The sequence below is a fragment of the Agrococcus sp. GCM10030265 genome (genome assembly GCF_042666675.1).
Classification (GTDB): domain Bacteria; phylum Actinomycetota; class Actinomycetes; order Actinomycetales; family Microbacteriaceae; genus Agrococcus.
The window spans coordinates 232678-252330 of the sequence record NZ_JBHTCZ010000002.1; the positions used below are offsets into that span (position 1 = coordinate 232678).

18 protein-coding genes, 1 tRNA gene and 1 other RNA gene are annotated in these 19653 nt (G+C 73.1%); 9 read left to right on the forward strand and 11 right to left on the reverse strand.

What is annotated here, in order from left to right:
* Positions 1–106: 106 nt before the first annotated feature.
* A complete protein-coding gene (locus tag ACFQPP_RS05270; protein ID WP_376915507.1) occupies positions 107–580 on the forward strand; it encodes a DUF3145 family protein in 474 nt (157 codons plus the stop codon).
* A gap of 123 nt (positions 581–703) precedes the next feature.
* Here ACFQPP_RS05270 and ACFQPP_RS05275 read toward each other — a convergent pair whose 3' ends face one another.
* The 6 genes from ACFQPP_RS05275 to aceE form a co-directional block, all read right to left on the reverse strand.
* On the reverse strand, positions 704–1939 hold the full coding sequence (locus tag ACFQPP_RS05275) for a beta-ketoacyl-[acyl-carrier-protein] synthase family protein (RefSeq protein ID WP_376915508.1): 1236 nt from the start codon (positions 1937–1939) through the stop codon (positions 704–706).
* An 80-nt stretch (positions 1940–2019) separates the two neighbouring features.
* Positions 2020–2268 (reverse strand): acyl carrier protein, encoded by a 249-nt coding sequence (locus ACFQPP_RS05280; protein WP_376915509.1) that lies wholly within the window; start codon positions 2266–2268, stop codon positions 2020–2022.
* A gap of 35 nt (positions 2269–2303) precedes the next feature.
* Entirely contained in the window at positions 2304–3299 is a 996-nt protein-coding gene (locus ACFQPP_RS05285) for a beta-ketoacyl-ACP synthase III (protein ID WP_376915510.1), read from the reverse strand.
* Entirely contained in the window at positions 3296–4216 is a 921-nt protein-coding gene (locus tag ACFQPP_RS05290; protein ID WP_376915511.1) for an ACP S-malonyltransferase, read from the reverse strand. Before ACFQPP_RS05290 ends, ACFQPP_RS05285 begins: the two co-directional genes overlap by 4 nt.
* Positions 4217–4292: 76 nt before the next feature.
* Positions 4293–5453 (reverse strand): PucR family transcriptional regulator, encoded by a 1161-nt coding sequence (locus ACFQPP_RS05295; RefSeq protein WP_376915512.1) that lies wholly within the window; start codon positions 5451–5453, stop codon positions 4293–4295.
* 8 nt (positions 5454–5461) lie between these two features.
* Positions 5462–8182, reverse strand: coding sequence for a pyruvate dehydrogenase (acetyl-transferring), homodimeric type (gene aceE / locus ACFQPP_RS05300; protein ID WP_376915513.1), 2721 nt, complete (start codon positions 8180–8182; stop codon positions 5462–5464).
* A 341-nt stretch (positions 8183–8523) separates the two neighbouring features.
* Between aceE and ACFQPP_RS05305 the strand changes: the two genes are divergently transcribed.
* The 3 genes from ACFQPP_RS05305 to ACFQPP_RS05315 all read left to right on the forward strand — a co-directional run bounded on the left by ACFQPP_RS05305 (position 8524) and on the right by ACFQPP_RS05315 (position 10271).
* A complete protein-coding gene (locus ACFQPP_RS05305; protein ID WP_376915514.1) occupies positions 8524–8982 on the forward strand; it encodes a peroxiredoxin in 459 nt (152 codons plus the stop codon).
* The gene (locus tag ACFQPP_RS05310) at positions 8975–10207 is read left to right on the forward strand and encodes an MFS transporter (protein ID WP_376915515.1); all 1233 of its coding nucleotides are present in this window, start codon (positions 8975–8977) and stop codon (positions 10205–10207) included. The genes ACFQPP_RS05305 and ACFQPP_RS05310 overlap by 8 nt, the downstream gene beginning before the upstream one ends.
* Positions 10198–10271, forward strand: a tRNA-Val gene (locus tag ACFQPP_RS05315). Before ACFQPP_RS05310 ends, ACFQPP_RS05315 begins: the two co-directional genes overlap by 10 nt.
* 174 nt (positions 10272–10445) lie before the next feature.
* Here the strand turns inward: ACFQPP_RS05315 and ACFQPP_RS05320 are convergent.
* Both ACFQPP_RS05320 and ACFQPP_RS05325 read right to left on the reverse strand, forming a co-directional pair.
* On the reverse strand, positions 10446–11789 hold the full coding sequence (locus ACFQPP_RS05320) for an MFS transporter (RefSeq protein ID WP_376915516.1): 1344 nt from the start codon (positions 11787–11789) through the stop codon (positions 10446–10448).
* Positions 11790–11895: 106 nt separating this feature from the next.
* Complete coding sequence (locus ACFQPP_RS05325; RefSeq protein WP_376915517.1) at positions 11896–12771, reverse strand: ion transporter; 876 nt, start codon at positions 12769–12771, stop codon at positions 11896–11898.
* Positions 12772–12900: 129 nt separating this feature from the next.
* On the opposite strand from ACFQPP_RS05325, the gene ACFQPP_RS05330 reads away from it, so the two are divergent.
* From ACFQPP_RS05330 to ACFQPP_RS05350, 5 genes are all read left to right on the forward strand, one after another.
* A complete protein-coding gene (locus ACFQPP_RS05330; RefSeq protein ID WP_376915518.1) occupies positions 12901–13719 on the forward strand; it encodes a Nif3-like dinuclear metal center hexameric protein in 819 nt (272 codons plus the stop codon).
* Positions 13720–13795: 76 nt separating this feature from the next.
* Positions 13796–14536 (forward strand): zinc ribbon domain-containing protein, encoded by a 741-nt coding sequence (locus ACFQPP_RS05335; RefSeq protein ID WP_376915519.1) that lies wholly within the window; start codon positions 13796–13798, stop codon positions 14534–14536.
* Positions 14533–14964, forward strand: a complete 432-nt coding sequence (locus ACFQPP_RS05340; protein ID WP_376915520.1) for a reverse transcriptase-like protein — start codon at positions 14533–14535, stop codon at positions 14962–14964. The genes ACFQPP_RS05335 and ACFQPP_RS05340 overlap by 4 nt, the downstream gene beginning before the upstream one ends.
* A gap of 28 nt (positions 14965–14992) precedes the next feature.
* Positions 14993–15335: RNase P RNA component class A (gene rnpB / locus ACFQPP_RS05345), an RNA gene on the forward strand.
* A gap of 44 nt (positions 15336–15379) precedes the next feature.
* On the forward strand, positions 15380–15766 hold the full coding sequence (locus ACFQPP_RS05350; protein WP_376915521.1) for a hypothetical protein: 387 nt from the start codon (positions 15380–15382) through the stop codon (positions 15764–15766).
* A gap of 9 nt (positions 15767–15775) precedes the next feature.
* On the opposite strand, the gene ACFQPP_RS05355 is transcribed toward ACFQPP_RS05350, so the two are convergent.
* Genes ACFQPP_RS05355 through ACFQPP_RS05365 form a run of 3 tightly spaced genes read right to left on the reverse strand, consistent with a single transcriptional unit; the run spans position 15776 to position 19500 of the window.
* Positions 15776–17743: a fructose-specific PTS transporter subunit EIIC gene (locus tag ACFQPP_RS05355; protein ID WP_376915522.1), complete on the reverse strand. Its 1968-nt coding sequence runs from the start codon at positions 17741–17743 to the stop codon at positions 15776–15778.
* A 39-nt stretch (positions 17744–17782) separates the two neighbouring features.
* Positions 17783–18718, reverse strand: a complete 936-nt coding sequence (locus ACFQPP_RS05360; RefSeq protein WP_376915523.1) for a 1-phosphofructokinase family hexose kinase — start codon at positions 18716–18718, stop codon at positions 17783–17785.
* Entirely contained in the window at positions 18715–19500 is a 786-nt protein-coding gene (locus ACFQPP_RS05365) for a DeoR/GlpR family DNA-binding transcription regulator (RefSeq protein WP_376915524.1), read from the reverse strand. Before ACFQPP_RS05365 ends, ACFQPP_RS05360 begins: the two co-directional genes overlap by 4 nt.
* Positions 19501–19653: the final 153 nt, after the last annotated feature.

Below are 19653 nucleotides of genomic sequence, written 5' to 3' on the forward strand. Positions count from 1 at the left end.
CGCGCCTCGGGGCGCATACTGATGTCGTCGACTCGTTCGGTCGGAGGGGAAGCCGCATCGAACGGAGGACGACATGAGTGCGCTGCATGCAGACGCTGCGAGTGGCATGGTGTTCATCCATGCTGCCCCGAAGGCGCTGTGCCCCCACATCGAGTGGGCGATCGGGCGCGCCCTCGGCGACCCGTCGCCCATCCGCTGGGAGGACCAGCCGGTGCTGCCCGGCGCTCGTCGCGCCGAGGTGCCGTGGCAGGGCCGCGAGGGATCGGGCGCCGCGATCGCCAGCGCCCTGCGCGGCTGGCCCGACGTGCGCTTCGAGGTCACCGAGGAGGGCGGCGTCGAGGGCTCGCGCTGGATGCACACGCCGAGCCTCGGCATGACGCGCACCACGGTCGACGCGCTCGGCACGGTGCTCGTCTCCGAGCATCGGGTGCGCGCGGCGATCGAGCTCGCGGGGCGCGACGTCGACGCCCTGCAGCGCGAGCTGCGCGGCGCGCTCGGCACCGACTGGGACGACGAGCTCGAGGTGTTCCGGCACGCGAGCGACGCGAGCCCCGTCATCTGGCTGCACAAGGCGGGCTGACCGCCGCAGCCCCACATGCCCCGAGGGCCCCGCCGAGGACGGCGGGGCCCTCGTGTCGCTCGGCGCATCGCGCTGCGGCATGCAGAAGGGCCCCGCCTCGCGGCGGGGCCCTTCGTCGTCGGGTCAGACCGAGCGGAACGCGGCGACCGCGTTGTGGCCGCCGAACCCGAACGAGTTCGAGATCGCGAGCTGCGCGCCGGAGCCCAGCTCGACCGGCGTCGACGAGATCGACAGCGGCGCCTCCGGGTCCTGCTCCTCGACGTTGATCGTCGGGGGAGCGATGCGGTGGTGCAGCGCGAGCACCGTGAACGCAGCCTCGAGCGCGCCCGTGCCGCCCAGGAGGTGCCCGTGGGCGCCCTTCGTGGCGGAGACGGGGATCTCGACGGCCCGATCGCCGAAGACGCGCTGCAGCGCGCGCACCTCGGCGACGTCGCCGACGGGCGTCGACGTCGCGTGCGCGTTGACGTGCGTCACGTCGTCGACCGACGCGCCCGCCTGCTCGAGCGCGGCCAGCACGGCGCGGCTGGCGCCCAGGCCCTCGGGCTCGGGAGCGGTGATGTGGTACGAGTCGGCCGTGACGCCGCCGCCGGCGAGCTCCGCGTAGATGCGGGCACCGCGGGCGAGCGCATGCTCCTCGGTCTCGAGCACGAGCGCTGCGCCACCCTCGCCCATCACGAAGCCGTCGCGGTGCAGGTCGTACGGGCGCGAGGCGTGCGACGGGTCGTCGTTGCGGCGCGACAGCGCCTGCATCGACGCGAACGACGCGATCGTGATCGGGTGGATGGCCGACTCGGAGCCGCCGGCGATGACGACGTCGGCGACGCCCGACTGCAGGTGCTCGTAGGCCATCGCGATCGACTCGGTGCTCGACGCGCACGCCGAGGCGACGGTGCGGGCGAACGCGCGAGCCTCGAAGTGCATCGACACGGCGGCCGACGGCGCGTTGGGCATGAGCATCGGCACGGTCATGGGCAGCACCCGGCGGGGGCCCTTCTCGCGCAGCGTGTCCCACGCGTCCAGCAGCGTCCACACGCCGCCGATGCCCGTGGCCCAGTCGACGCCGAGGCGCTCGGGCGCGACGTCGGGCGAGCCGGCGTCCGCCCAGGCCTCCTTGGCGGCGACGAGGGCGAGCTGGCTGGAGGGGTCGAGGCGCTTCGCGACCGGGCGCTCGAGCACGGTCTCGGGACGCACGGCCACCTCGGCGGCGAACGTCACGGGCAGCTCGAGCTCGGCGACCCAGGGGTGCTCGAGCGAGCGTGCGCCGGATGCGCCGGCGAGCAGCGCATCCCAGGTCTCATGGATGGTCCCGGCGAGCGGCGACGTGCCGCCGATGCCGGTGACGACGATCTTCTTCGTCATGCAGGGCTCTCTCGTGTCTTGCGGCGCGTCATCGCGCCTGCATGGCTGTGGGGCGACCTCGCGGCCGCCCCACGCTCGGCTCAGGCCTGGGCGTTCGTGATGAACGTGACGGCGTCGCCGACGGTCTTGAGGTTCTTGACCTCGTCGTCGGGGATCTTCACGTCGAACTTCTCCTCGGCGTTGACGACGATCGTCATCATCGAGATGGAGTCGATGTCCAGGTCGTCCGTGAACGACTTCTCGAGCTGGACGTTCTCGACCGAGATGCCGGTCTCGTCGTTCACGAGCTCTGCGAGCCCTGCGAGGACCTCATCGTTGGTCAGTGCCATCGTTCTTCTCCTTCAGTGCGGTAGCGGCTATGAGCCTATGGGAGGACGACGACCTGCGCGCCATAGACCAGGCCGGCTCCGAAGCCGATCTGGAGGGCGAGGCCGCCGGACAGCTCGGGGTGCTCCTCGAGCAGGCGGTGGGTCGCGAGCGGGATCGACGCGGCCGACGTGTTGCCGGTCGTCTCGATGTCGCGCGCGATGGCGACGGTGTCGGGCAGGCCGAGCTGCTTGGCGAACTCGTCGATGATGCGCATGTTCGCCTGGTGCGGGATGAAGGCGGCGAGATCCTCGGGCGCGACGCCCGCCTCGTCGAGGGCGCGCTTCGCGACCTTCGCCATCTCCCACACGGCCCAGCGGAACACGGTCTGACCGTCCTGCCGCAGGGTGGGCCAGGGCGCGCCGTGCTCGATCTCCGTGTACGGCGACGTCATGCGGATGGTGTCCCACTTCGAGCCGTCGGAACCCCAGACGCTCTTCGAGATGCCGGGCGTGTCGGACGGGCCGACGATGACGGCGCCCGCGCCGTCGCCGAGCAGGAACGAGATCGAGCGGTCGGTGGGGTCGACGACCTCCGAGAGCTTCTCGGCACCGATGACGAGCACGTAGTCGTTCGTGCCCGATCGCACGAGGGCGTCGGCCTGCGCGATGCCGTACGCGTACCCGGCGCACGCGGCCGAGATGTCGTACGCGGCGGCGGGCGTCGCGCCGAGGCGGTCGGCGAGCAGCGATGCGAGCGACGGCGTCGCGACGTGGTGCGAGATCGTCGAGATGATGACGGCGCCGATCTGCGACGGCTCGATGCCGGAGCGCGCGATGGCCTCCTCGGCGGCCGCCTGCGACAGGTCGAGCAGCGTGACGCCGGCGGAGGCGCGCTTGCGCGACACGATGCCGGTGCGCTGGCGGATCCACTCGTCGGACGAGTCGATGGGGCCGACGAGCTCGGCGTTCATCACCGTCAGGTCGCCGCGCGCGGCGCCGACGGAGAGGATGCGCGAGCCCGCGCGGGTCTCGGGGACGTGCAGCGTGGTCACGGTGCCTCCAGCAGTTCGATCGCGGCGGCCAGGTCGTCGGGCGTCTTCACCGCGACCGTGGGCACGCCCTTCATGCCTCGCCTCGCGAGGCCCACGAGCGCACCGGCGGGGGCGAGCTCGATGACGCCCGTGACGCCGGCGGCGACGAAGGCGTCCATGCACGCGTCCCAGCGCACGGGGTTCGCCACCTGGCCGACGATGAGGTCGAGGTAGTGGCGGCCGTCGACGACCTCGGTGCCGTCGGCGTTGGTCCAGAGGCGGAGGTTCGGCACGGCGGCGTTCGTCGCGTCGGCCTTCGCGCGGAGTCGCTCGACGGCGGGGGCCATGTACGACGTGTGGAAGGCGCCTGCGGTCTGCAGCGGGATGACCCGTGCACCCGCGGGCGGCTCGGCCTTGAGGGCCTCGATGCCCTCGACGGGCCCGGCCACGACGACCTGGCCGCCGCCGTTGAAGTTGGCGGGGGAGAGGCCCGTCTCGGCCAGGCGAGCCTCGAGCGCCTCGGCGTCGCCGCCGAGCACCGCGGCCATGCCGGTCGCGACCTGCGCTGCGGCCTCCGCCATCGCGCGGCCGCGCTCGCCGACGAGCGCCATGGCGTCGAGCGGCATGAGCACGCCCGCGCCGACGGCCGCCGTGATCTCGCCGACGGAGTGGCCGGCGATGCCGCCGACGGCCTCGCGACGCCCGGCCTCGCCGAGCAGGGCGTCGAGCGTGAGGATGCCGGCGGCCACGATGAGCGGCTGCGCCACCTGCGTGTCCTTGATGGTCTCGGCGTCCGACTCGGTGCCGTGCAGCACGAGGTCGACGCCTGCTGCCTCGCCCAGCTGCTCGAGCCGGGTACGGGCGGCGGCATCCTCGATCCACGGGGAGAGGAAGCCGGGGGCCTGTGAGCCTTGTCCTGGAGCCACGACGACGATCACGGAGTCCACCTTCGCATAGAGGGGGTGTCGAGGGATGCATGCCGCGGCGCGTGCGCGCCGCGACCGGGGGTGCCGATCACCGGCGGGGCTCGCCGCCCTGGATCGCGCCGAGGATGAGCGCTGCGTGCAGCATGAACGACTCGCGGGCGCCGGTCGCATCCCAGCCGATGAGCTCGGAGATGCGCTTCAGGCGATAGCGCACGGTGTTGGGATGCACGAAGAGCTCGCGCGCCGTCGCCTCGAGCGAGCGCCCGTTGTCGAGGTACGCCCACAGCGTCGTGAGCAGGTCGCTCGAGTGGTCGAGCAACGGCCGGTAGATCGTGCGCACGAGCTGCTGCCTGGCGATGGGGTCGCCCGCCAGGGCGCGCTCGGGCAGCAGGTCGTCTGCGCGCACCGGCCGAGGCGCGCTGCGCCACGCCTTCGCGACCGCGAAGCCCGCGAGCGCGCTCTTCGCCGACCGCGACGCCTCGACGACGCTGCCCACGAGGTCGCCGAGCACGAGGTGCCCCGCGCCGAACGACGGCTCGAGCGCACCTGCGATGTCGAGGAACGAGTACGGCGACTCCTCGTCGGTGAGCACGCGGCCGATGACGACGACGAGGCGCGCGCCCTGCACGCCCACGAGCACGTCGGCGTCGTGGTGGCGTGCGATGCGACGGATGACGTCGACGTCGACCTGCGGCGGCGCCACGCCGACGAGCACGGCGCAGTCGCCATGGCCCGCCCAGCCGAGGGCCGCGGAGCGCGAGGGCAGCTCCTCGTCGTACTCGCCCGTGAGGATCGAGTCGACGACGAGGGCCTCGAGCCGCGCATCCCACAGGCCGCGCGACTCGGCCGCTCGTGCGTAGACGTCGGCAGCCGCGAACGCGATGTCGCGCGAGTAGAGCAGGATCGGCTCGCGCATCGCCTCGTCCTCGGCGGCGATGCGTCGCTCGTAGACCGCGACGACGACCCGGATGAGCTGCAGCGTCTGCTGCAGGCTCACCGAGCGCAGCAGCTCGCGCGGCGCCGCGCCGAAGACGTCCGCCGCGATCCACGGCTGCGCATCCGGATCCTCGTACCACTCGATGAACGAGGTGATGCCCGACTGCGCGACGAGCCCCACGGCGCTGCGACGCGACGGCGGCATCGTGCCGTACCACGGGAGGGTGTCGTCGAGCTCCTTCAGGACCTGCGACGACAGGTCACCCGCGATGCGGCGCAGCCAGGCGAGCCGCTGCGCCTTCGTGCGATCCAACGCGCCGACTACGACTCGCCACCCGCCGAGCCGGACGTGCCGGCGTTGACGTCGTGGAGCGAGTACCGGTCGATGGCCTGCTGCACGGTGCCGAGGGGCACCTTGCCCTGGCGCGCGAGCCCCTCGAGGGCGCGCACGACGACGGAGTGGCTGTCGATGTGGAAGTGGCGACGGGCGGCCGCGCGCGTGTCGGAGAAGCCGAAGTCGTCGGCACCGAGCGTGAGGTAGTCGCCGGGCACCCACTGGCGGATCTGGTCGGCGACCGCGTGCATGTGGTCGCTCGTGGCGACGAACGGACCCTCGGCCTCGGACAGGCGCGACGTCACGAAGGGCACGCGCGACTCGTCCTGCGGGTGCAGGAAGTTGTGCTCCTCGGCGGCGAGCGCGTCGCGACGCAGCTCGGTCCACGACGTCACCGACCACACGTCGGCGCCCACGCCCCAGTCGTCGGCGAGCATCCGCTGCGCGTCGAGCACCCACGGCAGGCCGACGCCCGACGCGAGCAGCTGCACGCGCAGCTCCTGGTCGCCGCCGGCCGAGACCTTGTGGATGCCGCGCACGATGCCCTCGACGTCGACGCCCTCGGGCTCGGCGGGCTGCACCTGCGGCTCGTTGTACACCGTGAGGTAGTACATGACGTTCTCGGGGCTCGAGCCGTACATGCGCTCGATGCCCGACTGCACGATGTGCGCGATCTCGTAGCCATACGCGGGGTCGTAGGCGACGACCGCGGGGTTCGTGGATGCGAGCAGGTGCGAGTGGCCGTCGGCGTGCTGGAGGCCCTCGCCCGTCAGCGTCGTGCGGCCTGCGGTGGCGCCGATGAGGAAGCCGCGCGCCATCTGGTCGCCCGCCGCCCACATCGCGTCGCCCGTGCGCTGGAACCCGAACATCGAGTAGTACACGTAGATCGGGATGAGCGGCTCGCCGTGCGTCGAGTACGACGTGCCCGCGGCGGTGAACGCCGCCATGGCGCCGGCCTCGTTGATGCCGACGTGCAGGATCTGCCCGTCGGGCGCCTCGCGGTACTTCAGCAGCAGGTCGCGGTCGACCGACGTGTAGTTCTGGCCGTGCGGGTTGTAGATCTTCGCCGACGGGAAGAACGCGTCGATGCCGAACGTGCGCGCCTCGTCGGGGATGATCGGCACGATGCGATTGCCGAAGCCGTCGACGCGCAGCAGATCCTTCAGCAGACGGACGAACGCCATCGTCGTGGCGACCTCCTGCTTGCCGGAGCCCTTCTTCGGCATCTTGTAGACGTCGCCGGCGGGCAGCGGGACCGTCGTCGACGTCGAGCGGCGCTCGGGCAGGTACCCGCCGAGGGCCTTGCGGCGCTCGTGCATGTACTGGATCTCGTCGGAGTCGGCGCCCGGGTGGTAGTACGGCGGGAGGTAGGGGTTCTCCTCGAGCTGCGCGTCGCTGATGGGCAGCTGCAGCTGGTCGCGGAAGCCCTTGAGGTCCTCGAGCGTCATCTTCTTCATCTGGTGGGTCGCGTTGCGGCCCTCGAAGGTCTTGCCGAGCTGGTAGCCCTTGATCGTCTTCGCGAGGATGACGGTGGGCTGGCCCGTGTGCTCGGTCGCCGCCTTGTAGGCCGCGTAGACCTTGCGGTAGTCGTGGCCGCCGCGCTTGAGGTTCCAGATCTCGTCGTCGGACATGTCCTCGACGAGCTGGAGGGTGCGCGGGTCGCGACCGAAGAAGTGCTCGCGCACGAAGGCGCCGTCCTCGGTCTTGTACGTCTGGTAGTCGCCGTCGGGCGTGACGTTCATGAGGTCGCGCAGCGCGCCGTCGTCGTCGCGGTCGAGCAGGCCGTCCCACTCGCGGCCCCAGACGACCTTGATGACGTTCCAGCCGGCTCCGCGGAAGAACGACTCGAGCTCCTGGATGACCTTGCCGTTGCCGCGCACGGGGCCGTCGAGGCGCTGCAGGTTGCAGTTGATGACGAACGTCAGGTTGTCGAGCCCGTCGTTGGCGGCGAGCTGCAGCGCACCGCGCGACTCGACCTCGTCCATCTCGCCGTCGCCGAGGAAGGCCCAGACGCGGCTGTCGGAGCGGTCGAGGATGCCGCGGTTCGTGAGGTACTTGTTCGCCTGCGCCTGGTAGATCGCATTGATCGGGCCGAGGCCCATCGACACGGTCGGGAACTGCCAGAACTCCGGCATGAGGCGCGGGTGCGGGTACGACGAGAGGCCACCACCCGCGTGGCTCTTCTCCTGGCGGAAGCCGTCGAGCTGGTCGGTGCTCAGGCGGCCCTCGAGGTACGCACGCGCGTACATGCCGGGGGAGGCGTGGCCCTGGTAGAAGATCTGGTCGCCGCCGGACTCGTGGTCGCGGCCGCGGAAGAAGTGGTTGTGGCCGACCTCGTAGAGCGAGGCGCTCGACGCGTACGTCGAGATGTGGCCGCCGACGGCGATGCCGGGGCGCTGCGCGCGGTGCACCGTCATGGCCGCGTTCCAGCGGATCCAGCGGCGGTAGCGGCGCTCGACGGCCTCGTCGCCGGGGAACTCCGGCTCGTCCTCGGCGGCGATCGTGTTGATGTAGTCGGTCGTCGGCACCATCGGCACGCCGAGGTGCAGGTCCTTCGACCGCTTGAGGAGGCTCAGCATGATCTCGCGCGCACGCTCGTGACCGTGGGTCTCGACGAGCTGGGTGAGCGACTCCTGCCACTCCGCGGTCTCCTCGGGATCCCGATCCATCGCGTTGACCGAGTAGGGATCCTGGTCGTTCACCGGCACTGCTGACTCCTGCGTGGCTCGTGGACTGCGTCGTCGTTGCGGCCGGGGTCGCCGGTACCGCTGACGCAAGCCACTCTAGCCCGGGGTGGGATGCCGTTCGGCGGTGCTGCGCCGGTGGCGGAATGTGCTGCGTCCGCCATGGCGAGGTGCGGGTTCCATCGCGACGTGCGGTTCGCGTCAGCGAGGTGCGGCTCTCGCCCCGAGGCGCGGTTCCCACCAGCGAGGTGCGGCTCTCGCGTTCCGGTGCGGCGCGCGCTCCACCTGAGCGCGACGACGGCACCTCGCGACGGCGGGACGGCTCACGCGCGAGCGGGTGCCGGGAGCGATGCCAGGATGGGGCCATGGCACCGATCGTGGGCGACATCGCGCCCGACTTCACCCTCGTCGACCACCGGGGCGAGGAGGTCACCCTCTCCGAGCTGCGCGGCACGCCCGTGGCGCTCGTCTTCTTCCCGCTCGCGTTCACCGGCACCTGCACGGGCGAGCTGTGCGAGCTGCGCGACTCGATGGAGCTCTTCGACGACGCCGGCGTCGAGCTCCTCGCGATCTCGGTCGACTCGAAGGCGACGCTCGCACGCTTCGCCGAGGTCGAGGGCTACGCGTTCCGCCTGCTCTCCGACTTCTGGCCGCACGGCGAGATCGCGAGCCGCTACGGGGCGTTCCTGCCCGAGCGGGGCGTCGCGACGCGCGCGACGTACCTCATCGACGCGCAGGGGCTCGTCGCCGGCGCGTTCCGCACCGAGCCGGGCGAGGCCCGCCCGCTCGCCGCGTACCGCGAGGCGCTCGCGAAGCTTGGCTGACGCCGTCGCCGGCGGCGAGCCTGGCGGGGGCGCCACGAGGCGCGAGCGTCTCGCGGTCGTCGCCTCCGGCGTGGGTGGACTGTCGGTGCTCTACGCGACGCAGCCCATCCTCGACGCGCTCGCTCACGACCTCGACGCGTCGGAGGCCGCCGCGGCGTGGACGATCGCGGGCTCCACGCTCGGCGTCGCGCTGTCGGCGCCCGTCGCGGGTGCCGTCTCGGATCGGCTGGGTCGCCGGGCGGTGATCGTCTGGGCGCTCGTCGGCGTGCTGGCGACGACGCTGCTGTGCGCGATCGCGCCCACCCTCTCGGTGCTCGTGGCGGTGCGGATCCTGCAGGGCATGCTCGTGCCGTTCGTCTTCTCGACGTCGATCGCGATGATCCCCGAGGCATGGCCGGGGTCGCACTCGGTGCGGCTCGGCGCGCTGCAGGTCGCGGGCACCGCCCTCGGCGGCTTCCTCGGCCGGCTCGTCGCCGGGCTCGCGGCGCCGCTGGGCTGGCAGTGGTCGTTCGTCGCCGTCGCCGTCGTGGTGGCCGTGGCGCTCGGCGGCGTGGTCGCATGGCTGCCCCAGGACCGCGGGTTCGCGCCGTCCGCGACGGTCGGTGCGGGCGTGCGGGGCATCGGGGCGCATCTGCGCGATGGGCGCATCCTCGCCACCTGCGTCGTCGGGGCGGCGCTGCTCGCGCTGCAGGTCGGGTCGTTCACCTACGGCTCGCTCGCGCTCGTCGCGCCGCCGCACGGGCTCGCGGAGTGGCAGGTGTCGCTCGTGTTCGTCGTGTTCCTGCTCGCGATCGTCGTGACGCCGCGCGTGGGCGCGGTCGTCGCGCGCCTCGGGCTCGTGCCGACGTACGGCATCGCGGTCGCCGTGGGGATCGCGGGCCTCGCGCTCGCCGCGCTCGGCGCCAGCGGCGCGACGTGGGCGATCGTCGCGGGGCTCGCGCTCACGTGCGTCGCCGTGTTCGCCGGCCAGTCGTGCGCGACGGGCTTCGTCGCGCGGCACGCGTCGGTGGCGCGCTCGTCGGCGGTGGGCCTGTACCTCACCGCCTACTACCTGGGCGGTGCCGCTGCCGCGGTCGCCCTCGGCCCGGTGTTCGCCGCCTCGGGGTGGCTCGGATGCGTCGTCGCGCTCGGCATCGTGCTCGCGCTCTCGGCACCCGTCGCCGCCCTCGCATGGCGCGGATCGGCGGCGGGCCGTGCGTCGCATAGGGTCGACGCGGGCCCGTAGCTCAGTCGGTCAGAGCACCGCCTTTACACGGCGGGGGTCAGCGGTTCGAGCCCGCTCGGGCCCACGCGAGTGCGACGTCGTGGCAGGCTGCGTCTGCCGTGCCGGCCGCAGGCTCCGGTGCCGTGCGGCGAATCGAGCGATGAAGGCTCGTGCGGCGCCGACGAGGTCCTCGTCCAGCCGGAGACCCCTGCAGGACCGCGAGCCGCCGCGCCCCCTCGTGGAGCGCGGCGGTTCGTCGTCACGCCCGCAGGTCGACGCCCTTCGTCTCGCGCATCCTCCACACCGCGATCGACGCGGCGACGGCGACGAGCGACACGTAGACGATGAAGAGCCATGACGCGCCGATCGACGACAGCCACAGGTTCACGTACAGCGCCGTGCCGCCGAAGATCGCGACCGAGAGCGAGTTCGCGATGCCGATGCCGCGGGCACGGTGGCGGGTGCGGAACTGCTCGGACAGCAGCGCCGAGTAGATGCCGTTGCCGCCTGCCACGAGCACGAGCGCGACCGACTGCGCGACGAGCAGCGTCCACGGCGCATCCGAGATGAGCAGCGTGAGCGGTGCCGTGAGCACCGCGAACCCGACCGTGAACAGCAGCGCGATCGGGCGCCTGCCCACGCGGTCGGAGAGCATGCCGAGGAACGGCATCACCGCGACGCACACGAGCTGCGCCACGAGGCTCGACGCGAACGCCGCCGTCGGATCCATGCCGTGCTGCGCCGTCGCGAGGGTCGATGCCGACGTGAGCCACGTGTAGAACGCGATCGAGATGAGGGCCACGAAGAAGAAGACCTTCACGCCCGATCGCACCGCCTCGCGGCGATCATCGGCCGACGTGGGCGACTCGGCAGCGGGGCCCACCTCGCCCTCGGCCTGCGCGGTGCGCAGCACGTCCGACTCGATCATCGCGACGCGCAGCACGAGCGCCACGATCGCGAGCGCGGCGCCCACGGCGAACGGGATGCGCCACGCCCACGCGGCGACCGCATCCGCGCCGAGGGTGGCGTTGAGGCCGAAGCCCATCGCGGAGGCGAGGATCGAGCCGACGAGCACGCCCATCGCGAGCGTCGACGACCACAGGCCGCGTCGCCTCCTCGGCGCGATCTCGGCGATGTACGCGTAGCCCGCCGTCGACTCCGCGCCGTGCGCGAGCCCCTGCGCGAGCCGGGCGACGAGCAGCAGCACCGAGGCGACGACGCCCGCCTGCTCGAACGTCGGCAGCACCGCGATGCCGAGCGAGGCGGCGCTCATGGTGAGCATCGTCGCGACCATGACGGTGCGGCGGCCGAAGCGATCGGCGAGCCAGCCCGAGAGGATGCCGCCGAGCGGGCGGAAGAGGAACCCGACGCCCAGCACCGCGAAGAGCGACAGGAGCGCGCTCGTCGGGTCGGAGGGGTCGAACAGCGCGGCGCTCAGGGCGCCCGAGAAGACGACGGCGACGTTCCAGTCGAACCACTCGAGCCCGTTGCCCACCGCCGAGGCCACCATCGACCGCCGCCGCTGCCGCATCGTCGGGCCGCCCGGCGGCACGTCGGCTGCGTCGGCAGGGGAGTCGGGCTGCGCGGGTGCGGTGCTGGACACCCGTCGATCCTACGAGCGTTGCTGCACCGAGTCTCGAAAGTGCGCTGTGCTGCCAGCGGACGTGCGCGCAGCCCGCGCCGTCCGCCGCGGGGTGGGCGGCGGCCCGTCAGTCGCTCGTGCCGACTCGCCGGTCCTCCGCGAGCGCACGCACCATCGACTTCAGCTCCTGCACCTCGTCCATCAGCCGCTGCTCCTTGATCGTCAGCTCGGTCTCCTCCTCCTTCTGGTTCTCGAGCGCCTCGCACGTCACGGCGATGAAGAGGTTCAGGATCACGAAGGTCGAGATGAGTCCGTACCCCATCATGAACGCCCACGCCCAGGGCAGCTCGTCCTGCAGGGGCGGCACGATCTCGCCCCAGCCGTCGCCGTTCAGCAGCCGGAAGAGCGAGACGGTGGATGCGCCGAGGTCGCCGAAGAGGGCGGGCGCGACCTCGCCGAACAGCATCGTGCAGGCCACGACGTAGACGTACATGATGATGACGAGCAGCCCGCCGATCGCCGTGATGCCCGGGATGGCCGAGCCGAGCGCTCCCACGACGCGACGCAGCGACGGCACCTGCGACAGCAGGCGCAGCACCCGAAGGACGCGGAGCACGCGCAGCACCTGCAGCGCGCCGCCCGACGGCACGTAGGAGACGGCGACGACGACGAGGTCGAACAGGTTCCAGCCGTTCGTGAAGAACCGCCAGCCGTAGGCGGCGATCTTCAGCACGACCTCGATCGTGAAGACCGCGAGGATCACCGCGTCGATCGCGTGCAGGATGCCGCCGCCGACGTCGTGCATCCCCGGGTACGTCTCGACGCCGATGAGGATGGCGTTCGCCACGATCAGGGTGATGATCGTGCGCTGGAACCAGCGGTGCTCGACGAGCGCCGTCAGCCGCGCGCGCCAGGCGGGCACGGGCTGCGTCGGGTCGGGCTCCGGCGTCGGGAAGGCCGCGTCGGTCGCGCTGTCGCGCGTGGCGGGGGCGTCGGTCGTCACGGCCCGATCCTGGCCGACGTCGCTGGACGCCGCATCCCGAGCGCGGCGGGTGGGGACGCGGCGGCGGGCGGTGGCGACCTCGTGGGCGGCCCGCTCGAACCCGCGCCGCCCGCGCCTAGACTGGAGCGCATGACGACCGTCGCCGACGTGCAGCACGCGGTCGAGCGCCTCTGGCCCAGCGCGGGCGCCGAGGGCTGGGATGCCGTGGGGCTCGTCGCAGGCGATCCCGCCGACGAGGTGCGCCGCATCCTGCTGGCGGTCGACGCCGTGCTCGACACCGCCGCCGAGGCCGTGGCGACGGGCGCCGACCTGCTGCTCGTGCACCACCCGCTACTGCTGCGCGGCGTCACGTCCGTCGCCGCGACGACGGCGAAGGGTCGCATCGTCACCGACCTCGTGCGCGCTCGCTGCGCGCTGCTCGCGGCGCACACGAACGCCGACGTCGTCGAGCGCGGCACGTCGGGCGAGCTCGCTCGCATCCTCGGCCTCGTCGACCAGCGGCCCATCGTGCCGGCGGCGACGGGCGGGGGCGCTGGGCTCGGCCGCGTGGGCACGCTGCCCGCGCCCACGACGCTCGGCAGGCTCGCCGAGGCGCTCGCCCGCGCGCTGCCGGCGACCGCGAGCGGCATCCGCGTCGCCGGCTCGTTCGACCGCCCCATCCAGCGCGTCGCGCTGTGCGGCGGCGCCGGCGACTCGCTGCTCGAGGTCCCGGCGGTGCTCGGCGCAGACGTCTACGTCACGAGCGACCTCCGGCACCATCCCGCATCCGACGCACGCGAGCGCCACGCGCTCGGACGCGGCCCGGCGCTCGTCGACGTGTCGCACTGGGCGAGCGAGTGGCTGTGGCTCGACGCCGCCGCCGAGCAGCTGCGCGCAGAGCTGCCCGGCGTCGACGTCGCCGTCAGCGACCTGCGCACCGACCCGTGGGACTTCCAGGTGCCGCAGTGACGATCGTCGCCGCGCGCGCCAACCGCAGCATCACCGCATCACGCACCGCGACCCCGGGTCGCGCGAAGGAGGACGCATGGCACTGACCGCCAGCCCCGAGGACCAGCGCAGGCTCCTCGACCTGCAGGACGTCGACACCCGCATCCGCCAGTTCGAGCACAAGGCTCGCGTGCTGCAGGACGACCCCGAGATCGCTGCGTCCGACGACGCGCTCGTCGCGCTCGACCGCGCCGTGCTCGAGCGGCTCGGCACGGTCGACGACCTGCAGGCGGAGGTGCGGCGCATCGAGGCCGACGTCGCGACCGTCGAGGCGCGCGCCACGCGCAACCGCGAGCGGCTGCAGCAGACGTCGGATGCGAAGACCGCCTCGGCGATGGAGCACGAGATCGCGACGCTCGACCGGCGCCGCAGCGACCTCGAGGACATCGAGCTCGAGGTCATGGAGCGGCTCGAGGCCGCCGAGGGCGAGCTCGCCGCCGCCCGCGCGGCGGCCGAGGATGAGCGCGCCCGGCGCGAGCGCCTCGCGAAGGCCCGAGACCAGGGACTGGCAGGCGTGCGCAGCGAGCTCGAGGCGGCGCGCAGCGACCGCGGCGGCGTCGAGGCATCCATCCCCGCCGACCTCCTCGCCCTCTACGAGCGCCAGCGCGCCCGCTACGGGCTCGGCGCGAGCCACCTCACGCGCGGCATCTCCACGGCGAGCGGCGTGCAGCTCACCGCGGCCGAGCTCGCCGAGATCCGTGGCGCCGCGCCCGATGCCGTGCTCCTGTGCCCGTCGTCGTCCGCGATCCTCGTGCGCACCGAGGAGTCCGGCCTGTGACGGCGAGGACGCTCATCGTGGAGGCCGACGGCGGCTCGCGCGGCAACCCGGGCCGCGCAGGCTCGGGTGCCGTCGTCATCGACGCGTCGACGGGCGAGATCCTCGCCGAGGTCGGCACGTTCGTCGGCATCGCCACGAACAACCTCGCCGAGTACCGAGGCATGATCGAGGGCTGCCGCACGGCGCTGGCGATCGACCCGGATGCGACGCTCGACGTGCGCATGGACTCGAAGCTCGTCGTCGAGCAGATGTCGGGCCGGTGGAAGATCAAGCACCCCTCGATGGCCGACCTCGCGCAGGAGGCCAGGCAGCTGCTCTCCGGCGTCGCCGTGCGCTTCACGTGGGTGCCGCGCGCGCAGAACGCGCGCGCCGACCGCGTCGCCAACGAGGCGATGGACGCGGGCGCGTCGTTCGAGCGCAGGCACTGACCCGCGTCCGGGTAGCATCGAGGCGGGACTGGTCGGCCAGGCGGCCGCGTCACCTTCGGGTGCCGAGGAACGTCCGGGCTCCGCAGAGCAAGGTGGTGGATAACGTCCACCCGGGGTGACCCGCGAGCAAGCGCAACAGAGAGCAGGTCCGCCGGCATCACGCCGGTCAGGAGTGAAACGGTGGTGCAAGAGACCACCAGCGTCGTGTGCGAGCACGGCGGCTAGGCAAGCCTCACCTGGAGCAAGACCAGACAGAAGGCCATGGGGCTGCTCGTCCCGCCTTCGGGTAGGTCGCTGGAGGCGTGCGGCAACGTACGTCGTAGAGAGATGGCCGTCCACGACAGAACCCGGCGTATCGGCCGGCCAGTCCCACCACCATCCGCGCACTTGCAGGAGCGCGGCGTAGCGTGTGGCCATGAGCGCAGGATCCATGCCGCAGGAGGTGCGGCAGGTCGTCGCGTACGGCGCGGTCGCGGGTGCGATGCAGCTCGTCGGCGCCGCCGTGCTGGGCCCCGTCCTCGCGCGCGAGACGGAGACGTGGGTCGGCGTCGTGGTCGCGGCGTCGCTCTGCGTGGCCGCTGCCGTCGCGATCGTGAGCACCGTGGCGCTGCAGCGCGGCTCGGAGCGTGCGCGCCGGTTCGTCGCGTGGCCGGCCGACCGCGACGCAGGGCTGCTCGACGTCGGCATCGGCGGCTGGACGCGGCAGCGGCTGCGCTCCCGGGCCGCGGTGCGATGGTTCGCGATGCGCTCGGACGTCCGAGCGCGCGCATCGGGCGGGCCGCAGCAGCGACCCGCCCGATGACGCGACCGCTCAGACCGTCGCGAGCGCCGGCTCCGCGGCCTGGATGGGCGTGCGGCGCGCGAAGCGCTTCAGCACGATGACGGCGAGCGCCGAGACGATGACGCCGGCGACGATCGCGACGAGGAACATCGGCCACGTGCCCTGCATCGCGAACATCACGAACACGCCCCCGTGCGGTGCCTGGCTGATGACGCCCGACCCCATGGCGATCGCACCCGTGGTCGCGGCACCGAGGATCGAGGCGCCGATGACGCGCAGCGGGTCGGCCGCGGCGAAGGGGATCGCGCCCTCCGAGATGAACGCGGCGCCCAGCAGCCAGGCCGCCTTGCCGTTCTCACGCTCGGCCGCCGAGAACAGGCGACGGTCGATGACCGTGGCGAGGGCCATCGCGAGCGGCGGCACCATGCCGGCGGCCATGACCGCACCCATGATCATCCAGGGCGTCGGGTTGTCGGGGGAACCGGTGGCGAGGTTCGCCACCGCGAACGAGTAGGCGACCTTGTTGATGGGGCCGCCGAGGTCGATGGCCATCATGGTGCCGAGGATGAGGCCGAGCAGCACGGCCGCCGTGCCGCCGAGGCCGCCGAGCCAGTCGTTGAGCGCGGTCGACAGCGCGGCGATCGGGCCGCCGAGCACGAGCACCATGAGGCCGGACGCGAAGATCGACGCGAGCAGCGGGATCAGCACGACGGGCATGAGGCCCGCGAGCCAGCGCGGCACGTTCCACGTGCCCATCCACCGCGCGGCGACGCCGGCGAGCAGGCCGCCGACGATGCCACCGAGGAAGCCGGCGCCCATGACGCCCGCGACGGCGCCCGCGACGAAGCCGGGCGCGATGCCGGGCCGGTCGGCGAGGCCGTAGGCGATGTAGCCGGCGAGCGCGGGCACGAGGAAGCCCATGGACGCCTGGCCGATGACGAAGAAGACGGCGCCGAGGTAGTGGAGGAGGCCCTCGGGCGGCAGGTTCCACAGCTGGTACGTGAGCGCGACGTCCTGCGCGTCGAACGCGATCTCGTAGCCGCCGAGGAGGAAGCCGAGCGCGAGCAGCAGCCCGCCGCCGGCGACGAAGGGGATCATGTAGCTGACGCCCGTGAGGAGCACGCGCTTCAGCAGCGCGCCGAACGACTCGTTCGCCGCCGGGCTCGCGGATGCGGTGGCGGCGTCGCCGCCGACGCGCGCGGACGAGGGGTCGTCGGCGGCGGCGAGCGCGCGCACGACGAGCGCGTCTGCCTCGTCGATGCCGCGCTTGACGGGCACCTGCACCACGGGCTTGCCAGCGAACCGGCTCTTGTCGCGCACGTCGACGTCGACGGCGAAGATCACGGCGTCCGCTGCGGCGATGACGGCGGGGTCGAGCGGCTTCGTGCCTGCCGAGCCCTGCGTCTCGACCGTCACGCGCACGCCGGCGCGGTCGCCCGCGGCCTTCAGCGCATCCGCGGCCATGTACGTGTGGGCGATGCCCGTCGGGCAGGCGGTCACGGCGACGAGCGAGCGCGCATCTGCTGCGACGGAGGCCTGCGTCTCGTCGCGGTCGGCGACCGCGGCGTCGACGAGGGCGACGACCTCCTCGGGGGTCGAGGCGGAGCGCAGCGAGGCGGTGAACGCGTCGTCGACGAGCGAGCCCGCGAGCCGCGAGAGCACCTGCAGGTGGGTGTCGGCGGCGCCCTCGGGCGCGAGGATCATGAACAGGATGTCGGCGGGCCCGTCGGGCGCGCCGAAGTCGACGGCGGGTGCGAGGCGCGCGAAGTAGAGCGCCGGCTCGGCGACGGCCGCGGTCTTCGCGTGCGGGATGGCGATGCCGCCACCCATGCCGGTCGCAGTGAGCGCCTCGCGGGCGAGCACGTCGGTGGCGAGGGCGTCGGCGCTCGACGCGCGACCGGCCGCGGCGACCTCGCCCGCGATCGCGCGGATGACGTCGTCCTTCGTGGAGCCGAGGTCGCGATCCAACGCGACGAGCTGGGGGGTGATGACGGGCAACGGTGCTCCTAGGTGGGTGTGCGGATGCGGCGCGGGCGCCTAGACGGTGAGCTCGCGCACGGCGACGCGCGTCGCGTCCGCGAGGTCGGGGGTGGGGATGCCGGTGCCGGGGAGGGCGGCGGCGGCGGAGCCGTGGGCGATGGCCTGCGCGAGCCGCTGCGGCTCGGCGAGACCGTCGCGCTCGGCGTGCAGGTAGCCGGCGAGCGTCGCGTCGCCCGCGCCCACGGTCGAGCGCACGACGGTGGGCGGGGGAGCGGCGCGCCAGATGCCCGCGGCGGTGACGAGCGCTGCGCCGTCGGCGCCGAGCGTCAGCAGCACGGCGCCGACCCGCTCGGCGAGCGTCCGTGCGGCGGCGATCGCGTCCTCCGGGTCGTCGAGCGCGTGCGGGTCGAGACCCAGCAGCTCGGCGAGCTCGGTCTCGTTGGGCTTCACGAGGTCGACGCCCGCGTCGAGCGCGGCGGCGAGCGCGGCGCCGGAGGTGTCGACGGCGATGCGTGCGTCTCCGGCGGTGCGCACGGCTGCGACGACCTCGGCGACGACGGCGGCGTCGGTGCCGGGCGGCAGGCTGCCGGCGAGGACGACCCACCGGGCCGTGCCCGCGAGCTCGTCGACGGCGTCGAGAAGCGCCTCGCGCACGGCTCCCGCGACCGCCGCGCCCGACTCGTTGACCTTCGTCGTCGTGCCGTCGGGGTCGACGATCGCCGTGCTCTGGCGCACGGGGGCGCCTGCGGGGATCGCGCGCACGGGCACGTCGAGGGCCTCGAGCGTCGTGACCAGCCGGTCGTGGGCATCCGCGACGACGATGGCCGTCGACGCCGTGCCGGCCGCGAGCAGCGTGCGGGTGACGTTGACGCCCTTGCCCGCGGGCTCCTCGATGGCGCGCGCCGCCGCGCGGGCCACGCCGCCGACCTCGAGCGGGGCGTCGAGCTCGACGGTGCGGTCGATCGACGGGTGGAGGGTGATCGTGAGGATCATGCGACGTGCACCTCCGCACCGGCGCCGTCGAGCGCAGCGCCCACCGTGGCGTCCGGCTCGGCGTCGGTGACGACGACGTCGAGCTCGCCGAGGCTCGCGAAGCGGCACAGCGTCGACGCGCCGACCTTCGACGCGTCGACGAGGCACGCCACGCGGCGGCCGGCGGCGACGATCGCCGTCTTCACCGCGGCCTCCTCGGGATCGGGGGTCGACAGGCCGTGCTCGTCGAGGCCGTTCGTGCCGAGCACGACGACGTCGGGGCTGAGCGACTGGATCGCGAGGAGCGTCTGAGCGCCGACGGCCGCGCCCGTGAGCTGCCGCAGACGGCCGCCGATGACGTGGACCTCGATCGCGGGATGGCGCGAGAGGATGCCCGCGACGGCAGGGGCGTGGGTCGCGACGACGAGGCGGGCGGCGAAGCGCTGCGGCCACTGCTGGACGAGGGCCTCGGCGAAGGCGGCGGTCGTGGTGCCGGCGTCGATGAGCACGCTCGTCGCGCCGAGGGCGACGAGGCGGCGTGCTGCGAGGTCGGCGATGCGGCGCTTGCCGCCCGGATTGCGCCCGACGCGCTCGTCGACGGCTGCCTCGACGAGGCTGACGCGCTCGGCGCTCACGGCGCCTCCGTGCACGCGGCGCGCGATGCCGGCGAGCTCGAGCGCGTCGAGGTCGCGTCGCACGGTCTCCTGCGTGATGCCGAGGTCGCCCGAGAGCTCGGTCACGAGCACGCGCCCCTCTGCGCGGATGCGCTCGGCGATCGCGTCGCGTCGCTGCACTGCCAGCATCGAGCCTCCTCGGTCGTGAGCACGACGATAGCAGGCGAACGCAGCAAAGCAAAGAGAAACACAGATTCACCGCCGGGCACACGGTGATGCCGCAGGACCCTGCCGCGCATGCCGCACCGCACGGCAGGATGGCCTCACCCCATCCAGGAGGCT

What these genes read in the sequence shown, in the direction of transcription:
- ACFQPP_RS05305 (WP_376915514.1), top strand. Translation starts at nt 8,524, where the DNA reads ATGGCACCGATCGTGGGCGACATCGCGCCCGACTTCACCCTCGTCGAC.
- ACFQPP_RS05360 (WP_376915523.1), bottom strand. Translation starts at nt 18,718, where the DNA reads ATGATCCTCACGATCACCCTCCACCCGTCGATCGACCGCACCGTCGAG.
- ACFQPP_RS05275 (WP_376915508.1), bottom strand. Translation starts at nt 1,939, where the DNA reads ATGACGAAGAAGATCGTCGTCACCGGCATCGGCGGCACGTCGCCGCTC.
- ACFQPP_RS05350 (WP_376915521.1), top strand. Translation starts at nt 15,380, where the DNA reads ATGAGCGCAGGATCCATGCCGCAGGAGGTGCGGCAGGTCGTCGCGTAC.
- ACFQPP_RS05330 (WP_376915518.1), top strand. Translation starts at nt 12,901, where the DNA reads ATGACGACCGTCGCCGACGTGCAGCACGCGGTCGAGCGCCTCTGGCCC.
- ACFQPP_RS05280 (WP_376915509.1), bottom strand. Translation starts at nt 2,268, where the DNA reads ATGGCACTGACCAACGATGAGGTCCTCGCAGGGCTCGCAGAGCTCGTG.
- ACFQPP_RS05365 (WP_376915524.1), bottom strand. Translation starts at nt 19,500, where the DNA reads ATGCTGGCAGTGCAGCGACGCGACGCGATCGCCGAGCGCATCCGCGCA.
- ACFQPP_RS05335 (WP_376915519.1), top strand. Translation starts at nt 13,796, where the DNA reads ATGGCACTGACCGCCAGCCCCGAGGACCAGCGCAGGCTCCTCGACCTG.
- ACFQPP_RS05270 (WP_376915507.1), top strand. Translation starts at nt 107, where the DNA reads ATGGTGTTCATCCATGCTGCCCCGAAGGCGCTGTGCCCCCACATCGAG.